Raw genomic sequence first — 17,070 nt, 5'->3', positions numbered from 1 at the left:
TTTCGCAATGGCCGTTGAAAAAGCTTATATTGAATTCAAGCGGGCGAGTCTTTACAATTATCAGGTACCAAATTACTTCTTTCACTTTCTTAAAGGTGGCTATTGCAAATGTTCAACCGACTTCGTACCGTTAACAAAAATTATGCGCTGCAGCTCGCAGCTATTTTCATCGGCTTTATTGTGTTCGGTATTTCTGAAAATGTAAAAGGACCCGCGATTCCCCGGATCCAATACGATTTCGCCCTCGATGAGCAGCAGCTTGGCTCCTTGCTGTCGCTAAACGCGCTCGGCTATATGCTCGCCTGTTCATTCACTGCTTTTCTGACACGCAGGTTCGGCGTCAAGCTGGTCACGCTGGTTGCATTCGGCTCGATGGTTCTCTCAGGCGTACTTATTTTCTTTTCCAAAAGCTATTCCTTCTTCGGGGCATCCTATTTCCTCATGTATATTGGCAACGGCATGCTGGAAATTGCGCTTGCGGTCATCGGGGCGCGCATCTTTGTGCGAAATGTCGGAACGATGATGAATTTATCCCATTTTTTCTATGGGCTCAGCTCAACCGTGGCCCCGATGATTGCCTCAGGACTCATTACCGTGAGCGTCTACGGCCATATGCTGGATTGGCGCGGCATGTATCTTATTATGCTGTCGCTCTGTCTCATTCCGATGATACCGACGCTGCTGAGCAAATTTCCCGGCGATGATCCAGCAGATGGGCCGCGCTCCGGCTTTCGGGAGCTGATGCGTGATCCGGCCTTATGGCTGATCGCGCTCATTCTCACCTTCGGCGTCGTGGCAGAGCTGGCGGTGGGAGGCTGGCTCGTCAACTTTTTGGAGAAGGCTTACGCTTGGCAAAATGTGTCCGCTGCCGGCATGCTCTCCGCCTTCTTCCTCTGCTTCTCCGGCGCGCGGCTGCTGCTTGGTCCGCTTACGGACAAAATCGGCTTCAATCTGTCGCTGCTGCTCTTCGCCGGTGTATCGTCGATCTGTACGTTTATCGCGGTGTGGGGCGGCGAATCGCTGGCGTTTCTATTCGCCGCTGCCGGCATTGGCATCGCCCCGATTTATCCGACCGTTATGGCGTTCATCGCGAGGCGCTATCCGCGCGGCAGCGAATCCGCCATTACTTTTACGGTCACAATCATGGGCATCGGCAGCGTTATTTTCAACTATTTGATTGGCGCAGTTACCCAGCTGGTGAAAAATACGTACGGTGCCGAGACGCAAACCGGCTTGCTGCGCGGACTTCAAGCCGGCTATGGCTTCATCGGCCTCTGCCTGCTCTTATGCGCGATAACCGGCATCATCCTCTACCGTTATTTAGCGGCGCGCAAAGAGCTGATCTAGCAGCTTGTCCGCCTGCGTAAAGCTGTTTCAGTCAATCCAATCTATCCTAATCAAACGGCCTGACCGATTTACGTGGCGCAAGTTTAAGCTCCGTGAATCAGTCAGGCCGCTTTCCTTTTACCAATCTGCTATTTTCCAAAGGGCAGACTTTGGCTTGTACTGCTCATCCAGCACCAAGGACCAGTTGTTTCTCCCCTTACAATTTGCTGAGCAGAAGCCTATTTTTCGTGTTTCTCAAAAAAAAGATTGATTAACCAACAAAACCGAGTATAATACTTGGTATATAATCTGAGCGGGGAGATAACGGACATGACAGTAGAAGCGCACACTCAAATTTGGATCAATGATCATTTGGATTTAATCAATTATGCTGTACAAATCGGAGATCAGGAATGGCAGGCTGAGCTTGTGGCTGCTTTGCAGGAAATGAATGTACCGAGCTATCCTTCGGAAGAAGTCATTAAGGAGCAATTATGGCATCAGTATGATGAGGTGCTCAGGCAAATGCTGGCTATCTACGAGCAGCTGCGAAATAGCGCATTTAAAGGGGATTTAAATATAGAGAAACAGCTGTGGAGCCTAAAGCTTAGAAGAGTTAATCTAGCAAAACAAATCAAGCAAGTCTAGCGATTACAACAATTATTTGAGCTGAAAATAAAAAAGGCAAGCAGTTGTCTGCTATGCCGCTAACTTTTATAAGGATTGACCAGTGAGGCTTAGGCCATCATTTCCTTTTTGTCGCGCATCATAGCCATCATACCCGTCATCATTTCGTCGCACTCTTGCATCTTGGACATCATCATATCGCTGTCCATCATTTCTTTGCTGTCCATGGAATCCATCATCATCTTCATGCATTTCATTTTGCACATCATTTCTTCCATACACATCATCATCATCATGTTTGTTGTCATTGTTTTCACCTCCACTTTCAAATTCACCATCTATTTTTCTCCCTTACTATAATCTATAAAAGATAAAAAAACAAGCTTTTTTAGTTGATTTCTAGTTGCATACTGTGTTATATTTATTAATTACTATTCTCATTAGACTTATAGGTATTGTTTTAAAGGAGAGAAATTATGCTAAAACCTATACCTTTCGGCATCATCGGATTTGGCTGGAGAGCGGAAGCATATTTGCGAATTTCCAAGCAATTGCCGCATTTATTTAAAATAGTCGGTATCGTGGTTAGAGATACGGCTAAATACCAGCATGCTGCTGATCAATGGGGCGTGCCCCTTTATTCAACGCCGCAGGAGCTGGCACAGCATTGTGAATTTCTTGTTGCAGCCGTCTCGAAAGCCTCCATGCCCCACGTCCTGAAGGAAGCAGCATTATTGGACATTCCGCTGCTGGCCGAAACGCCTCCAGCTTTTAACGACGAAGGCTATCAGCTCGTCTCCTCGCTTATCCAAGCAGACGCTCGTATCCAAATCGCCGAGCAATACCTTTTGCAGCCTCATCATCAAGCTAGAACCACCATCATTCAATCGGGAAGCCTAGGAGAAGTTCGACACGTTCAGGTATCGGCGGCACATGGCTATCACGGAATCAGTTTAATTAGACAGTGGCTTTCGGTCACCGATTCCAATTGCCACATTGTGTCGCGACATTTGGAACTCCCGATTCAGGAAGTGCCCCATCGAGGACGGGCTGCGCAAGACCGATTGGAAACCGAAATACAAGATATTTCTATTATAACTTTCGGAGATGGGAAAAGTGCCGTCCTTGACTTCGCACGTTCTCAATATTTTTCACCAATACGACATAATCGCATTCTAATACGCGGCTCTAAGGGAGAAATCCGGGATAATGAGGTGACACGCTATTTAGATGCCAATAACTATGAGGATCTATCAATTAGAAGAATGCAAGACGGCTTGGAGGGAAGCCTTGCGCCCCTTTCTCTCCGAGAATTGCGGGCAGGATCAGAATGCCTCTATCGCAATCCTTACCATCCTGCACAGTTATCCGATGAGGAAATCGCGATGGCCGAGGTTTTGACTCGCATGACGGCTTATGCAGCAGGTGGGGAAAGCTTTTATTCGCTAGCGGAGGCTTTAATCGATGTTCGTCTATCCCTGGCTATAGATGAATCGATTGCTACCGGCAATGAGGTGAAAGTGCTGTAGTCAGCTTGAGGAGAAGGCATGGCAATACTCCATTTTCTTCAGTACATCCAACAACCACTGCCATCAACATGGACAGTGGTTGTCATTACTAATTACTAATGACTAAATAGACACCGAATATGGCACTCTGCCCTTAAATTGCACAACCTCCCGAATACCCTTGCTGTACAGCAGCTCTATCGCTTCTGCAAAGCCTTGCTCTAAATGTCCCACCTGATGGGCATCCGAGCCAATGGACACTGCTCTGCCTCCCAAATCCACATACATACCCAGAATATACGGATGCGGATGAATCCAGCCTTGTCGGTAAAGTCCGGTTGTGTTCAGCTCCAGCACCTTTTGTTTTTCGATGATTAGAGTTAAGATATCGTACAAAATAGGCTTGCAAGCCGCTATATCCTCATCCTCAACCGGATAGGTCGTATATCGCGTTACATAATCCAAATGGGCCACGATATCAAAATTGTCCATCTGGTCGACAGCCTCTCTTACATGCCTAAAATAATGCTTAAGCCTATGCTGAATCGGCAGATCATGATAGGCTTTTTCAGAAAAATCAAGATTGCCGTCATTGTGCGCCGACAGCAAAATAACGTCAAACGGTTGCTGAGCCAAATATTCGTTTATGACAGCTTTATAATCGCTCCGATAGCCGACCTCAATGCCTTTACGAATCTCTATGTTATAACGCCGCGCCAGCTCCTCCGCTTCTTGCTTGTAGCTCTTCCAATCAATGAGAACATTCTGTTTAAAATATTTGCAATCATACTCTAAATGGTCTGTCGTAACGACAGCCGGCTTCCCCAGCGCAAGCGCATGTTGGACTAGCTCCTCCAGCGTTGAGCTGGAGTCAGGCGAATAGGAGGAATGCACATGCTGATCGATTAAAAAATTAGGTGTTGTCATCCTTTTCTCCTTCTCATTCTCATTCTCATTCTACTGAAACTGCAATAAATTGCGCCCTTCATCTGTCATATCGAACAAATGGATTTTATCCGGCCTTATATCAATCGAGACCGTCTCGCGCTCCTTTAACCGCTTCTCGTTATCGGTCAGCAGACGAATCATCATATCGGACTGTCCAGCCCGATCCGTCATCTTAACGAGCTGCCCACTGCCTAGATGTTCAATCAGATCGATCTCCAGCCTAATCGATGATTCACTTGGCTGCTCTGAAATGAACAGATCATGCGGACGTATGCCCAGCTTGACCGCCTTGCCTATATGCTGCGCCTCCAGTCTGCGCGACTGAGGGATTTCCAGCTCGAACAGCTTCGTCTTAACCCACTGCCGATCCTCTCTTTGCTCCACTATGCCATCAATCAAATTCATCGGCGGATTGCCTAAAAAGCTTGCGACGAACAGGTTATATGGATGATTGAATAGCTCACTGGGAGGGGCATATTGCTGAATTTTCCCGCCGTTAAGAATCGCTACTCGATCAGAGATGGCCAGGGCTTCCTCTTGGTCATGTGTAACAATGATAGTCGTTACACCTAATTTGCGTTGGATTTTTCGAATTTCATCCCGTACATCCAGCTTTAATCGGGCATCCAAATTGGACATTGGCTCATCCAGCAGCAGTATTTCCGGGTCCTTGGACAACGCGCGCGCCATGGCGACACGCTGCTGCTGACCGCCTGACAGCTGCGACGGCTTGCGATCGAGCAAATGATCGATTTGCAATATTTTACTCGTTTGCAAAGCACGCTCGTAGGCGTCCTTCTTGGCCATCTTTCGCTCGCGAAGCGGAAAAGCAATATTGTCACGAACTGTCAAATGAGGATACAGCGCATAGGACTGGAACACCATCCCGATATTCCGATCCTTCGGCTCCACATGATTAACCAGCTTATCCTTAAAATAAATTTCGCCGGAGGTTGGCTTCAGAAGCCCCGCCAGCATCATTAGCGTAGTCGTCTTTCCACAGCCCGAAGGGCCTAGCAGTGCGACAAATTCACCCTTTGCGATTTCGAGATTCAATCCGTCAACCGCACGGCCTCCATTTTGCTTGCCATCATAATCTTTCACAATATTCACAAGAGAAATCATACCTGTTTTGCTCCTCCCAAATTAACCTTCAGGAATATTTTTTGGGTAAAAATATAAAACACGATGAGCGGAATCGTATAAAACAAACCTATCGCTGTAATTAATCCATAGTTCATAATGACATTTTCCTTCGTTACAAGCCGCGACAGATAGCCGGCGAGCGTCAGCATATTGTCATCGAATATAAACAGCTTGAACAGAAACCATTCGCCGTAGGCGCCTAAGAAGGAGAACACGGCAATGGCCCCGATGCCCGGCAGCACATAGGGAACGAGCACCTTCATGAGTGCGCGAAATCTCGAGCATCCATCTACCATCGCTGCCCATTCCAAATCCCACGGCACCTCGTCGAAGAACCCTTTCATAATATATACTCGGCCCGGCAAGGAGCCTGTTATAGCAACGAGGATAACGCCTAAGTAGGTATTCACTAGGTCCATTTGCACTAAAATGAAGAACGTAGCAATAATAAGCGTAATGCCTGGAAAGGAGCGCATAAGGAACAGAAACTTCATCGCGGCCAGCTTTCCTTTGAAATCGAGCCGAGAGAACGCATACGCAGCCGGCACAGCAATGCCAATTTCAATTAATACAATAAGAAAAGAATACACTAATGTATTTAGAACAATGGGCCAAATCGCTGGCAGACGAACGCCCGCATACTCAACAGGCTCCTTAACGAAATGGAAGTTTTCAAGCGAAAATTGACCCGTCGCGCCATTAAAGGTAGCTGTAAGAAAATACCATAAAATCATGCCAATAATAGGCATGGTGAAGAGCAGCATATACGTGTGTACGAGCAGCTTTTTTACTATCGTTGTCGACATATTTGCCTCCTAATCTTCAATCCGTGATGGCTTTATCATTTCATCGAAATCAAACAGCCGCAGCAGCCATAAGGTCAAAACAAGCGAGATCAGCACAACCATAAGCGAAAGAGCGGCGCCATAACCATAATATTTTAGATGAAAGGCCTGCTGATACGCATATAAAGATAACGTCGTCGTGTCTCGCATAGGTCCGCCATTCGTCAGCAGCAGGATGAAGAAATAGGAGGACACAAAGCCAATAAGATCGGATATCGTAATATACATTAACGGCCATTTTAAGGATGGAAGGATGATTTTAGTGATGACCGATTTTTCACTTGCTCCATCTACTTTTGCAGCCTTATACAAATCTTCAGGTATCGAGCTGATTGCAGCAGATAACAAAATCATGCCTCCTGAAGTGGTAGATACAATCGTAGCAATGATTACAATAGCCATAGCGATTTTCGTAAACCATGAGACAGGATCGCTGTCTGGCTGGAATAAGAGCAGAAATTTATTGATCAGCCCACCCTCCGTGGGATCAAATAAATATTTCCAAAACGTCACATATACAACTGCCGGAATGATGCTCGGAATTAACCATAGGACACGATAAATGACTGCCGTCAATTTGCCCTTTAAGAAATATTGGGTTGCGATCGATATAAACAAACCAAAAAACAAAGAGAATACAAGCGTAATTACGGCAAATATAACGGTGTTCCATAAAATTTGCGGCATGCTGTAATCGGAAAATATTCGCTTGAAGTTATCAAAACCAACAAAGTTGATTTTCATGGATGCATTTAAATCGGTAAATGACATTATAATGGTCGCAATAGCCGGAAGAATAAAAAAGACTAGCACCAGAAGAGCAAAGGGCATAATGAATAAATAGGGGTACATTTTCTTGGCAAAAGGTTTCTTGTAAGCTGTCTTGACTGAAGTTACCGGGATCTCCATAATGAGATCTGCACCTGCTTCCTATAAGCAAAATAGATGGAAAGGTGCTCTTGTCATCAGAGCACCCTTCCTTGTATCATCGTTATTCTACAATGAGACTGTCCGCTGGCACGTTTTGCTTTACATCCTTTTGGAAAAGCTCGAAGGCCTCTGCTGCTGTTTGGCCTTTCGTCAGAATCGCATCAATGCCAAGCGTAAAGGATTTCATATAGACCGCATAATCCATTTGGGCTGGGCGCGTTTTCGTAAATTCAATTAAATAAGCATGATCTTTGTAAAAGCTCATTTCTTGGAAGCGGGCATCCTCCTGTGCTGCCGCTGTTACAGGCAGCTTGCCGCTCTTAAGCGTATGATTAACCTGCAGGTCTGCATCCAGCACATGCTCGATCAATTTTTGAACATAAGGCATCTTCTCATCATCTACAGTAGGTCCCACATAGATCATCGCAGGGTTGCTGTAGGATACAGGCTTTCCTCCCTGCTCAACCGATGGAACGGGGATCCAGATCGCATTTTCCTTAAACCATGCTTCATAGCCAGCCAAGTCCTCTTCCATGCCAAGTTGTGTACGCATCACTTGATAAAATTCAGTGCGGGCAAATTCAGCAAATAATTCACCTTTAATGAACAGCTCTGCCGCCTTGTCCGTATCAATCTCAGCAATACCCTCTGTCACTACGCCGCGCTGCTTCGCGTCCTGCCAAAACTCATAAACCTTCTGTGTATTTTTCGACAGTACCATCTTGTTCTGCTCCGCATTATAATTGAAGTTGCCGAATGTATAATTCCAGCCTTCAAACCTTGTATCCTCAACTCCAAACCCTACCTTAACCAGCTTTTGCTTCACAGCCGCATCTGCAAGATCTACAAGCTCACTGAATGTGAAGGTTCCGGCATCGACGCGAGCCTTCAGCTCATCCATTTGCGTCGCTGTCCAGCCCAAGCCTTTCAGCGCTTTGCGGCTAATGAACACGGGAGAAGCATCCATATCTTGAATGACACCATAGTAGTGGTTTTCGTATTTCATAATATTGTTGTAGGACTCCGGCATATTTTTGAACACGTCTGAATTTCCAACCCAGTCCACATCACGGATGAGTCCGGCATTCAGCTGCCAGCCAATATCCACACTGGAGTTAATAAATACATCCGCTACCTTATTCGCCTGTGCCTGCAAAATCAGCTCATCATCGCCAATGCCAGGCCACCAATCTATTTTTACCTGGACGTTTTCCGGCTTTAATTGTTCGTTCAAACGCTTTTCTGCTTCTATGAAGTTGTCCTTCCGCGCTCCCCATGTGTTCTCGCGAACGGAAATCACAACTTCTTTCATTTTCTCCCCGTTGCTAGAAGACTGTGCACCACCATTCGTAGAAGCGCCAGAATTTGAGCCTGTACCACATCCTGCTAACAAGGCTAGACTCGTAACTCCACTAACTAATCCAAAAGCAAACCTCTTCATGCTTTTAAACCCTCCTCGTTGTCCAGTTATCACTGGCTTAACTCAACTATAACGGAGAATTGTAAAAACTGTGTCAATTACACATTAATAAATTGTTTTTTTATTCTTTCATTTGCTATGATGTTGTTTTCATAAAAAATGATCTGTTTTATTTTGTGAATACTTGCTCAAGTGCCTGATCCAAAATCGCGATTGCTTCTTCCATTTGTGGAAGGGTTGTAATTAATGGAGGAACAAGCGTAATGACATTTCCGCCGGACACCTTGAAGCTTAGTCCGCGGGACAAGCATTCATAGAGAACCTTTTCAGCACCTGCAACCTCCTTCTCTTTCGTCTCGCGATCAGATACAAGCTCAATTGCCGCCAGCATGCCCTTCACCCGCACATCTCCGATTACGGTATACTTTCTCTGCAGCTCCTGAAGCTGCAGCGTCAGCCACTGCTCTATCTTTTGCGCGTGCTCAAGCAGGTTTTCCTGTTCGATGTATTCAATGGTAGCCAAAGCTGCCGCACAGCCTACCGCGCTTTTCTCATGCGTATAATGTCCGAGTGAAATATCGCCGGCAATATCCAGATGCGCTCTCGCAATAATGCCTGCCATTGGAAAAATACCGCCGCCTAAGCCTTTCCCAATAACGACGATATCCGGGACAATATCATAATGCTCGTGAACGAACATTTTGCCCGTACGGCCTAATGCCGTCGGTATTTCGTCCAGGATGAGCAGCACGCCATAATCATCGCAAATTTGACGCAGCCGCTGCATATAAGCAACCGTAGGAATCTGTACATCCGTGCTGCGAATCGGCTCTAAAATGACCGCGCACACGTCATCCTCCCGCTCCAGCATATAACATAAGTAATCGAGATTTTTGGCAGCTGCAGCTTCTCCTTCCCCAAAGATTGAACGATAGCTGTTATAGGGCATCATATGCTCCGTTCCCGGCATTAGCGGCCCAATCCCACTTCTGAATACAGCTTCGCCGCCAATGGATATCGCATCCAGGCTTGCGCCATGAAAGGAATCCCAGGTGGAAATCGTTTTGTGCTTGCCGGTTGCCCTGCGCGCCAGCTTCAGCGCAATTCCAATTGCGCTAGTGCCGCCTGGCGTAAACAGCACCTTGTTCAAATCCCCCGGCGCGAGCAGGGCCAGCTTCTGAGCCAGCTGAATAGCGACCTGACTCGTATATCGGCGCGGCAGAAACGGCAGCTGCTGCATCTGTTTCATGATGGCATTCATCACATACTCATTTTTGTAGCCAACCTGATGAACGCTGTTTCCATGAAAATCGATCACCTTGCGTCCATCCTGATCCTCAATGTATATGCCCTCTGCATTTACAATGACATTCAAGCATGGCGTAGACATAGACTGATGAAGAAAAAGCTTGCCGTCCTGTTCGAGTACAGCAAGCGTTTCTTCGCTTAAATGCTCGTCCTGCCATGCTTGACGGGCATCCGTTCCATTGATATCTCCTTCTATGCGGCTATTGATGCTGCGGTTTGCCATAAGGCAGCTCCTCCTTCCTCAGACGTTCATTGATTTGCTCAATCATTGCTGGCAGCTCGGACATGTCCTCAATAACGGCATCGGCTCCTGCTTCCATATAGCTCTTGCTCACAGCAGCAATGATATGTCGTTCCTCCTCTGGTGTCAGCTGCTGTGCCTCTGCCTCCGTAAGGCCAAGCATGGAGCTGCCTTTAACTATGCCAATCGCCCATACGCCAGCATTATTCGCTTCTTGTATGTCAGAAATCGTATCGCCAACCTTTATAACTTGTGCATGATGGCGAAGGCCAAGCTGCTTCATATTCTCATAAATCATATAAGGATAAGGCCTGCCCCTATCCATAACAAGATCAGGTGTTACCCAATGATCAGGCTCGTAGCCATATTCCTTAGCTGCTTTCGCTACGATAGACAGCATGGTGGACGTATAGCCTGTTGTCGCTCCAATTTTCAGTCCTTGCTGTCTTAGCTGCTGTATAGTGTCTATAACATAAGGATTTGGCTTACCGTATTGCGGGAGGATGCCCAGCAGTCTGGGCTCAAACTTCTCATGCAGCTCATCGATATCCATCTCCGTATAGCTGCGGCCAAATGCGGCCTGAAAAGCAGCTTCTATTCTTGGCATTTGCAGCAGCGCTTGAATATGATCCCGCTTGAGCTGCCCCATAGGAGCGCGAACCTCTTCCACCGTTACCGGAATGCCTGTTTCCTCGAAAACATCCATAAATACCTGTACTGGCGCAAAGCAGCCATAATCAATGGTCGTCCCTGCCCAATCTAAAATAACGCCTTCAATTTTCATAGTTGACCTCTCCAACATAACGTAATAGTTGCTCACTTAACCTCTCCATATCCCTTGCATGCACGTCCCCAATGTTTCCGATTCGAAATACACGAGCGTCTGTCAGCTTGCCAGGGTAAATAACAAAGCCAGCGAGCTTCAAAAAGGTATAAAAATGCTCAAACTCAAAAGGGATATGGGTCGGATACAAGAAGGTTGTAATAATCGGAGATTGCAGCTCTCTCGGTAAGTAAGCCGTAAAGCCAGCTTGCCTCAGCCCTTCCACGACGATTTGCTGATTGGTACGGTATCGCGCATGACGCGCTTCCACGCCGCCCTCTTCAGCCAGCTCCTTCAGCGCCTGAGCAAATGCGTGCACGACATGCGTTGGCGAAGTAAAGCGCCATTTGCCAGATCCGTTCTCCATCGTCTCCCACTGGTCATACAGATCGAGCGATAACGAGCGCGCTCTCCCTTTGCATTTCATAAGCTCCTCCCTTTTGCAAAGCATAAAGCTGAAGCCTGGAACACCTTGAATGCATTTATTTGCGCTGCTAATGATAAAGTCGATTTGCAGCTCCTCTACCCCAATCGGAATGCCGCCAAAGCTGCTCATGGCATCGATGATTGCGATTCGATGATTTCGCTTAATGACCTCCATGACCGCCTCCAGCGGATTCAAAATGCCGGTCGTCGTCTCGCAATGGACCATAGCGACATGCGTAATTGATGAATCCTCAATAAGCTTCCTCTCAACGACTTGAGGATCTATCTGCTCATTCGCTTTAAACTCAAGGGATGCATGTGGAATATGGAGCACCTTTGCTATATCCTCCATGCGCTTCCCGTAGGCGCCATTTTGCAAAATAAGCAGCTTGCCATCATTCGGAATGACCGAGCCAAGCGTCGCTTCAACCCCAAAGGTGCCGCTGCCCTGCATGAACAGAGCTGTATAGTGCTCCTGAGATGCGCGGCCAATCTCTAGCAGCTGCCGACGAATCTGCTGGACAATGGCTTTATAGTCATGATCCCACGTGCACCAATCCTTTAACATCGCCTCTTTGACCGTTAATGTTGTGGATAAGGGACCCGGCGTCAATAACACATATGGATTGCTCATAGCTCCTCCTATACCTGCCACTCGGATTTGGGATAGATCGGATTGCTCCACGCGACTTTTCCCCATGCATCTACACATTCCACTCGCACATATTGCTCATCATTTTGAATGAAATATTCCGCTTCGGTGATGGATTCGCCAGTGGGGTCCATTTCAGCCAAGCCATTGTGGGGAAAGGTAATAAAGCGAATACTCTGCACAGGAGAGCATTTGACCTTAAGCCTATCGTTCTCCATGCGAAGATCATAAATGGTCGGACCATTGGAGCTGTAATAACGACCTGCTTTCATCGCCTCAATAATCGCCTGCTGCTCTAATCGCTCGGTCTCTACGACAATCCAGCCGCCATAAAATTCGGAAACGGCCATATCCGTCGGACCGCCGTGGGCATCGTCTGCCGCAATGGCATTTACCTGCTTGCCTCGTTTTAAGACATAGTCCCAGTAGGATATGCCGTAGCCTACCGCCTCTTGAATTTCCGACTGATGATTATAGATTTCAATCGCTGCATAGCCCTCCAGCTGAAGCAAATCCTCTTCCCGATTTTTCGACCATTCTGGATGGTTCATAATGACGAGATTGCCTTTGCTCCTCATTTCGTCAATCAATTGCTGAATCGTATCCAGGTTCTCGTAATCAGGCTTCGCATGCACCTCATCATGCTGAAAGGGCTTCTCCGCCAGCAGCGAACGGTCCAATAGTCCATGCAAATGATACTGCTGGCCAGTCGTTTCACGATCCATCTCGCATGCCATTTCATAGCCGTCCAGCATAATAAAATCCCCGGTGTCATACGCATCGCTGTGAAAATAAATTTCATGGTCGCTTAAACACATAAAATGATAGCCTTTGGAGCGATAAGCCTCTCTCATTTGCTCTATCGTATATTCACCGTCACTGCGAATGGAGTGCGCATGAATGTTTCCTTTATACTTTTGCCGCTCAGCATTTAAAATAACAGCATCTCTCATCGCTATTCCCCCTCCGCCAAATCTGCCACAAAGATCGGATTAGACCACGCTATTCTGCCTTTCTCGTCCACACATTCAACCCGAATATATTGCATGCCCTGCTTAATCTTCATACTTCCAGAGGACATCAGCTCGCCCGTCACACGTTCCACGAGAAAGGGTCCGCGCAGCGGAAATGCTTTAAACATCATATACTGGCAGGGCGAGCACTCCACATGGACAACCCCATTTTCCACACGATAATCAAAAATTTCGGGACCCGAGCTGGAATAAAATTGTCCGTTCTTCAGTGCCGTGATAATCCCTTGCTGCGTAAGCTCCTCCGCCTCGACACATACCCAGCCTCCACCATACTCAGCAATTTTGCTGCCCTGGTCATGCTCATGCGAGTCATCAGCAGCGATACCAAACATGCGCTTGCCATTTTGAAGCGCATGATCCCAGTAGGCCGCCCCATAAGAAGAGCTGGGTGTCCATTCCGTTGCATGATTATAGATTTCGACTGCAAAAAATCCATCGTACTGCACCATATCCTCAAAGCGTGTCAAATGCCATTCGGGGTGATTGAAAATAACGAGATTGCCATGCGCCTTCATTTCATCAATCAGCTTCTGTGGGGATTGCGGCCCCTCCCAAGGAATGGGAACCTCGAATGCTTGCAAATGATGAAATCTCTCTTTCTCCGATTGCATTGTCGGATCATCCAGCACGCCAAAGTGGTAGCCTGGGTCTTCATCCAGTACTAAATTCAAGCCGCCTCTTTCCATGCCTGGCAGCACAATGAAGGATTCGGTGTCATAATCAGCCGTTCGAGCGAAAATATCATGATCGGTTATGCTGATGAAGTCATAGCCTTTAGCCTTGAAAGCAGCCACAACATCCAGCGCCTCCTGTGATCCATCTGACCATGTCGTATGCGTATGCAAATTCCCTTTGTACTTCCTCTTGCTTTTGTCTAAATACACGGCGTCCTTCATCGTCATCACTCCTGTTTTCCTAGTTATCCATTCGCTTAGCAAATAATTGCTTTTTATTGCTTTTATTTTTATTTATGTTGTTTCAAACATTCTACTGCGAAAAAATGACCAATACAATGCGATTCGAAAGATTTAACATAGCGATTACAATTTTGACACAACAACAAACAACATCTAAAAAAGCCAGCAGAGAAGAAGTGCTTCTCTACTGGCTTTTACAACGGATTGAACCATCTGATTGGACCATATGATTCGATCATTTCATTCGATCGTTTGATTCAAACCTTATACTTTTCTCATGCTTTACTCATGCATTGCTATTCAGTTGGCATCATCCATCTCGTATTCGTCTCTTCCAGCTGCGTCTTCCACTCGGCCGGAGGCTCCAGTTCCGAAATCACGATATCGACATTTTCAAAATCGCATATTTTCACCATGGATCGCTTGTTCCATTTCGATGAATCCGCCAAAATGATCGACGTTTCCGACTGCTGAATCCATTTGCGGGTCAACGTTGCTTTCTCATAATCATAGCTCGTAAATCCGTGCTCGATCGATAAGGCATCTACGGTTACAAAGGCTTTATTTACAAAAATATCCGACATATTAGCTTCCGCAATAGCGCCCGTGACACGGGAATGCTTCACATTCACCTCGCCGCCAAGCATAATAATCCGGCCATCGAATTGCTCTCTTTTTTTGAGCTCAATCAAGGCCATCATGGCAGATATCGAGCTCGTTAGTACGGTAACCTGCTGCTTTTGGGATAGAAACGGGATAATCTGCAGCGGTGTCGTGCCTTCATCTATAAAGATCACGTCATAATCGTCGATTAGTGAAAAAGCAAGATAGCCAATTTTCTCCTTCGCCTCTTGATTAATGCAGGCTCTTTCAAACAATGTAGGCTCTATTTCTACCTTCAGCTTGATTGCGCCTCCATACACCTTCTTAAGCTTATTTTCCTTCTCCAGCTCATCGAGATCTCTGCGAATCGTTTCCGTTGTAACCTCGAACATGCGCGCCAGGTCGCCTGCAATGACCTTCCCATGCTCATTCAGCAAGTTCATAATGCTTAGCTTTCTTTCTTCGCCTGCGAGAGACATCACAAACCCTCCATTCTACTTCTTTACTATACTCACGCACCCAGAGTGCCCTACATAGATGCTGCCGCTGATGGCGCTTCCGGACTAGGCCCAGCTAAATTCCGCATCCATTTCTGGGAACGATAACGTTTATACCCGATCAAAGCCTTGCAAATCTCTTCACATAAAAATAAAGCATACACCCATTCAAGCGGCAGATGGAGCACGTACACGCCAACAAATACTGCCGGCAAGGCAATGGCCCATGTTGTAATTAAAATCATGTTCATCGTAAACAAATTATCTCCGCCTGCTCTAAACATACCGACAATCCAAACATTATTCAAGAAAAATGCTGTCATAGCCAGTGCTTGCAGCAGAAGCACATTCCCTAATGATGCATGAACCTCCGCGCTTAGGTGAGGAAAAATCAAGGCTGCAAACGGCGAAACTATAATAATGACAACACTTATGATTATACCAGCAATGACCGAAATGCGAGTAAATCTGCGCGCATAATCCATCGCCTGCTCCGGCTCATCCTGGCCCAGCTTTTGTCCAATCATGACCTTTGCTGCATAAGCAAATCCGTGAATCCCCATCATAAAATATCCCTGCAGCGTATTCCCCAGCTGAAATGTAGTCAATGCTGCGATGCCCAATGCTCCAAAAGCTACCGCATACAGCATATTGCCAATCGACCACATTCCTTCGTGGAACATGAGCGGCGTGATCGTTTTCAATACCTGTTTGCGCAGCTGCAGAGGCAAGCTAAATAACTCGCGGACGCGAATGTTTACATAATAGGATTTACTATAAATGAAAACGAACAAAACCAACAGACTCGCACCAGAAGCGATTAACGTTCCCCATGCGGCTCCTGCAACCCCAAGCTTGGGCAAGCCCAGCCTTCCGTAGATTAGGCCATAGTCCAGTGTAATATTGACGGCCATCGCACATAGACCGACATACAAAGTGATCTTAACCTTCCCTATAGATCCAAGCGCCTGGGCATAAGCATCCCTAATTGCACTGATTAGAAAAACAAACGCCATAATCGTCACGTATTGAATACCAAGGGGCATGAGTTCAGCATCCTTAATAAATAGAGAGAGCATCGGCTCCTTCCAAATCGACACAGCAACAAATGCCAGAAGACTGATGCCGATACCCGTCAGCAGCATAAAGCCGAATGTCGCACGCAAAAGCGTATACTGCTGTTTTCCATAGTACTGGGTCATATAAGCGGTCATTCCATAAACGGCGGTAAGAATCATTGATAAAATGAAGCTGATCCTGCCCGCTGCGGCCGTAATCGCGACGGCTCCATCCCCCAAGCTGGTCACCATCAGCATATTAACTAGCGAGAATGAATTAGCTACTAGCATTTGCAGCACAGATGGAACGACTAATCCTTTCATCTCGCGAGTAAATTCAGACTTTCCGATCGTACGCTTCCTCAAGCCTATCCCTCATCCACATTCAAATTGTACGATATCTTGCATGTTTTTCACTTCGTTTCGATTAAAACGTCGTAGCTTTCATGTTGTTTTAATTGCTTTTTTGTTGCCTCATTTATCATACCTATTGTTTGTTGATTAATCAATGCAAGATCGCGAGAGAAATAAGGATTTACAAATACTTTAGTTTTTATCGTTAAAAGCTGAGCAATTAAATAAAAAAGCCCACCTCCTTAAAACTATTATCATAACAAGAGCATATAAGAAGATGATTTCACTTCAAATGGATATTTCTGTGCTATAATCAGTAGGCAATAGAAATGGCTTTATGGGCGGTCGGCTAGTCTCCCAGAAGGGAGGTGATGCCTTGTGACAGTATTTGAAGCACTCATGCTTAT

16 protein-coding genes are annotated in these 17,070 nt (G+C 46.3%); 3 read left to right on the top strand and 13 right to left on the bottom strand.

The window, feature by feature from the left end:
• The first annotated feature begins 108 nt into the window (after nucleotides 1–108).
• Both ABEW34_RS21975 and ABEW34_RS21970 read left to right on the top strand, forming a co-directional pair.
• Nucleotides 109–1,347 carry an MFS transporter gene (locus tag ABEW34_RS21975; protein WP_430161433.1) on the top strand — a complete coding sequence of 413 codons (1,239 nt, stop codon included), beginning with the start codon at nucleotides 109–111 and terminating at the stop codon, nucleotides 1,345–1,347.
• Between the two features lie 309 nt (nucleotides 1,348–1,656).
• A complete protein-coding gene (locus ABEW34_RS21970) occupies nucleotides 1,657–1,974 on the top strand; it encodes a hypothetical protein (RefSeq protein ID WP_430161432.1) in 318 nt (105 codons plus the stop codon).
• A gap of 89 nt (nucleotides 1,975–2,063) precedes the next feature.
• Here ABEW34_RS21970 and ABEW34_RS21965 read toward each other — a convergent pair whose 3' ends face one another.
• The gene (locus ABEW34_RS21965) at nucleotides 2,064–2,261 is read right to left on the bottom strand and encodes a hypothetical protein (protein WP_099521617.1); all 198 of its coding nucleotides are present in this window, start codon (nucleotides 2,259–2,261) and stop codon (nucleotides 2,064–2,066) included.
• Nucleotides 2,262–2,429: 168 nt separating this feature from the next.
• Here ABEW34_RS21965 and ABEW34_RS21960 point away from each other — a divergent pair, with 168 nt between their 5' ends.
• Nucleotides 2,430–3,482, top strand: a complete 1,053-nt coding sequence (locus tag ABEW34_RS21960) for a Gfo/Idh/MocA family protein (RefSeq protein ID WP_430161431.1) — start codon at nucleotides 2,430–2,432, stop codon at nucleotides 3,480–3,482.
• A gap of 102 nt (nucleotides 3,483–3,584) precedes the next feature.
• Here ABEW34_RS21960 and ABEW34_RS21955 read toward each other — a convergent pair whose 3' ends face one another.
• The 12 genes from ABEW34_RS21955 to ABEW34_RS21900 form a co-directional block, all read right to left on the bottom strand.
• Complete coding sequence (locus tag ABEW34_RS21955) at nucleotides 3,585–4,388, bottom strand: histidinol-phosphatase HisJ family protein (protein ID WP_430161430.1); 804 nt, start codon at nucleotides 4,386–4,388, stop codon at nucleotides 3,585–3,587.
• A gap of 30 nt (nucleotides 4,389–4,418) precedes the next feature.
• On the bottom strand, nucleotides 4,419–5,534 hold the full coding sequence (locus ABEW34_RS21950; RefSeq protein WP_430161429.1) for an ABC transporter ATP-binding protein: 1,116 nt from the start codon (nucleotides 5,532–5,534) through the stop codon (nucleotides 4,419–4,421).
• Nucleotides 5,531–6,361, bottom strand: a complete 831-nt coding sequence (locus ABEW34_RS21945; RefSeq protein WP_430161428.1) for a carbohydrate ABC transporter permease — start codon at nucleotides 6,359–6,361, stop codon at nucleotides 5,531–5,533. The genes ABEW34_RS21950 and ABEW34_RS21945 overlap by 4 nt, the downstream gene beginning before the upstream one ends.
• 9 nt (nucleotides 6,362–6,370) lie before the next feature.
• Nucleotides 6,371–7,309, bottom strand: a complete 939-nt coding sequence (locus ABEW34_RS21940; RefSeq protein WP_430161427.1) for a carbohydrate ABC transporter permease — start codon at nucleotides 7,307–7,309, stop codon at nucleotides 6,371–6,373.
• An 82-nt stretch (nucleotides 7,310–7,391) separates the two neighbouring features.
• Entirely contained in the window at nucleotides 7,392–8,771 is a 1,380-nt protein-coding gene (locus tag ABEW34_RS21935; protein ID WP_430161426.1) for an extracellular solute-binding protein, read from the bottom strand.
• Between the two features lie 148 nt (nucleotides 8,772–8,919).
• Entirely contained in the window at nucleotides 8,920–10,281 is a 1,362-nt protein-coding gene (locus ABEW34_RS21930) for an aspartate aminotransferase family protein (protein ID WP_430161425.1), read from the bottom strand.
• Nucleotides 10,259–11,083 (bottom strand): phosphonoacetaldehyde hydrolase, encoded by an 825-nt coding sequence (phnX, locus tag ABEW34_RS21925; RefSeq protein ID WP_430161424.1) that lies wholly within the window; start codon nucleotides 11,081–11,083, stop codon nucleotides 10,259–10,261. Before phnX ends, ABEW34_RS21930 begins: the two co-directional genes overlap by 23 nt.
• Nucleotides 11,073–12,182, bottom strand: coding sequence for a 2-aminoethylphosphonate--pyruvate transaminase (phnW, locus tag ABEW34_RS21920; RefSeq protein ID WP_430161423.1), 1,110 nt, complete (start codon nucleotides 12,180–12,182; stop codon nucleotides 11,073–11,075). Before phnW ends, phnX begins: the two co-directional genes overlap by 11 nt.
• Before the next feature lie 8 nt (nucleotides 12,183–12,190).
• Complete coding sequence (locus ABEW34_RS21915; RefSeq protein ID WP_430161422.1) at nucleotides 12,191–13,153, bottom strand: CehA/McbA family metallohydrolase; 963 nt, start codon at nucleotides 13,151–13,153, stop codon at nucleotides 12,191–12,193.
• 2 nt (nucleotides 13,154–13,155) lie between these two features.
• On the bottom strand, nucleotides 13,156–14,130 hold the full coding sequence (locus tag ABEW34_RS21910) for a CehA/McbA family metallohydrolase (RefSeq protein WP_430161421.1): 975 nt from the start codon (nucleotides 14,128–14,130) through the stop codon (nucleotides 13,156–13,158).
• A gap of 317 nt (nucleotides 14,131–14,447) precedes the next feature.
• Nucleotides 14,448–15,233: a DeoR/GlpR family DNA-binding transcription regulator gene (locus ABEW34_RS21905; protein ID WP_430161420.1), complete on the bottom strand. Its 786-nt coding sequence runs from the start codon at nucleotides 15,231–15,233 to the stop codon at nucleotides 14,448–14,450.
• 50 nt (nucleotides 15,234–15,283) lie between these two features.
• Entirely contained in the window at nucleotides 15,284–16,675 is a 1,392-nt protein-coding gene (locus tag ABEW34_RS21900; protein WP_430161419.1) for an MATE family efflux transporter, read from the bottom strand.
• Nucleotides 16,676–17,070 lie beyond the last annotated feature (395 nt).

It is taken from the genome of Paenibacillus algorifonticola, from assembly GCF_050481745.1.
Taxonomy (GTDB): Bacteria; Bacillota; Bacilli; order Paenibacillales; family Paenibacillaceae; genus Pristimantibacillus; species Pristimantibacillus algorifonticola_A.
Note: the sequence above shows the minus strand (reverse complement) of the source record. Positions and strands in the feature narration are given on the sequence as shown.

Excerpts from the sequence above, each read along its gene's own strand:
- ABEW34_RS21975 (WP_430161433.1), top strand. The coding sequence starts at position 109 with ATGTTCAACCGACTTCGTACCGTTAACAAAAATTATGCGCTGCAGCTC.
- ABEW34_RS21970 (WP_430161432.1), top strand. The coding sequence starts at position 1,657 with ATGACAGTAGAAGCGCACACTCAAATTTGGATCAATGATCATTTGGAT.
- ABEW34_RS21965 (WP_099521617.1), bottom strand. The coding sequence starts at position 2,261 with ATGACAACAAACATGATGATGATGATGTGTATGGAAGAAATGATGTGC.
- ABEW34_RS21960 (WP_430161431.1), top strand. The coding sequence starts at position 2,430 with ATGCTAAAACCTATACCTTTCGGCATCATCGGATTTGGCTGGAGAGCG.
- ABEW34_RS21955 (WP_430161430.1), bottom strand. The coding sequence starts at position 4,388 with ATGACAACACCTAATTTTTTAATCGATCAGCATGTGCATTCCTCCTAT.
- ABEW34_RS21950 (WP_430161429.1), bottom strand. The coding sequence starts at position 5,534 with ATGATTTCTCTTGTGAATATTGTGAAAGATTATGATGGCAAGCAAAAT.
- ABEW34_RS21945 (WP_430161428.1), bottom strand. The coding sequence starts at position 6,361 with ATGTCGACAACGATAGTAAAAAAGCTGCTCGTACACACGTATATGCTG.
- ABEW34_RS21940 (WP_430161427.1), bottom strand. The coding sequence starts at position 7,309 with ATGGAGATCCCGGTAACTTCAGTCAAGACAGCTTACAAGAAACCTTTT.
- ABEW34_RS21935 (WP_430161426.1), bottom strand. The coding sequence starts at position 8,771 with ATGAAGAGGTTTGCTTTTGGATTAGTTAGTGGAGTTACGAGTCTAGCC.
- ABEW34_RS21930 (WP_430161425.1), bottom strand. The coding sequence starts at position 10,281 with ATGGCAAACCGCAGCATCAATAGCCGCATAGAAGGAGATATCAATGGA.
- phnX (WP_430161424.1), bottom strand. The coding sequence starts at position 11,083 with ATGAAAATTGAAGGCGTTATTTTAGATTGGGCAGGGACGACCATTGAT.
- phnW (WP_430161423.1), bottom strand. The coding sequence starts at position 12,182 with ATGAGCAATCCATATGTGTTATTGACGCCGGGTCCCTTATCCACAACA.
- ABEW34_RS21915 (WP_430161422.1), bottom strand. The coding sequence starts at position 13,153 with ATGAGAGATGCTGTTATTTTAAATGCTGAGCGGCAAAAGTATAAAGGA.
- ABEW34_RS21910 (WP_430161421.1), bottom strand. The coding sequence starts at position 14,130 with ATGAAGGACGCCGTGTATTTAGACAAAAGCAAGAGGAAGTACAAAGGG.
- ABEW34_RS21905 (WP_430161420.1), bottom strand. The coding sequence starts at position 15,233 with ATGTCTCTCGCAGGCGAAGAAAGAAAGCTAAGCATTATGAACTTGCTG.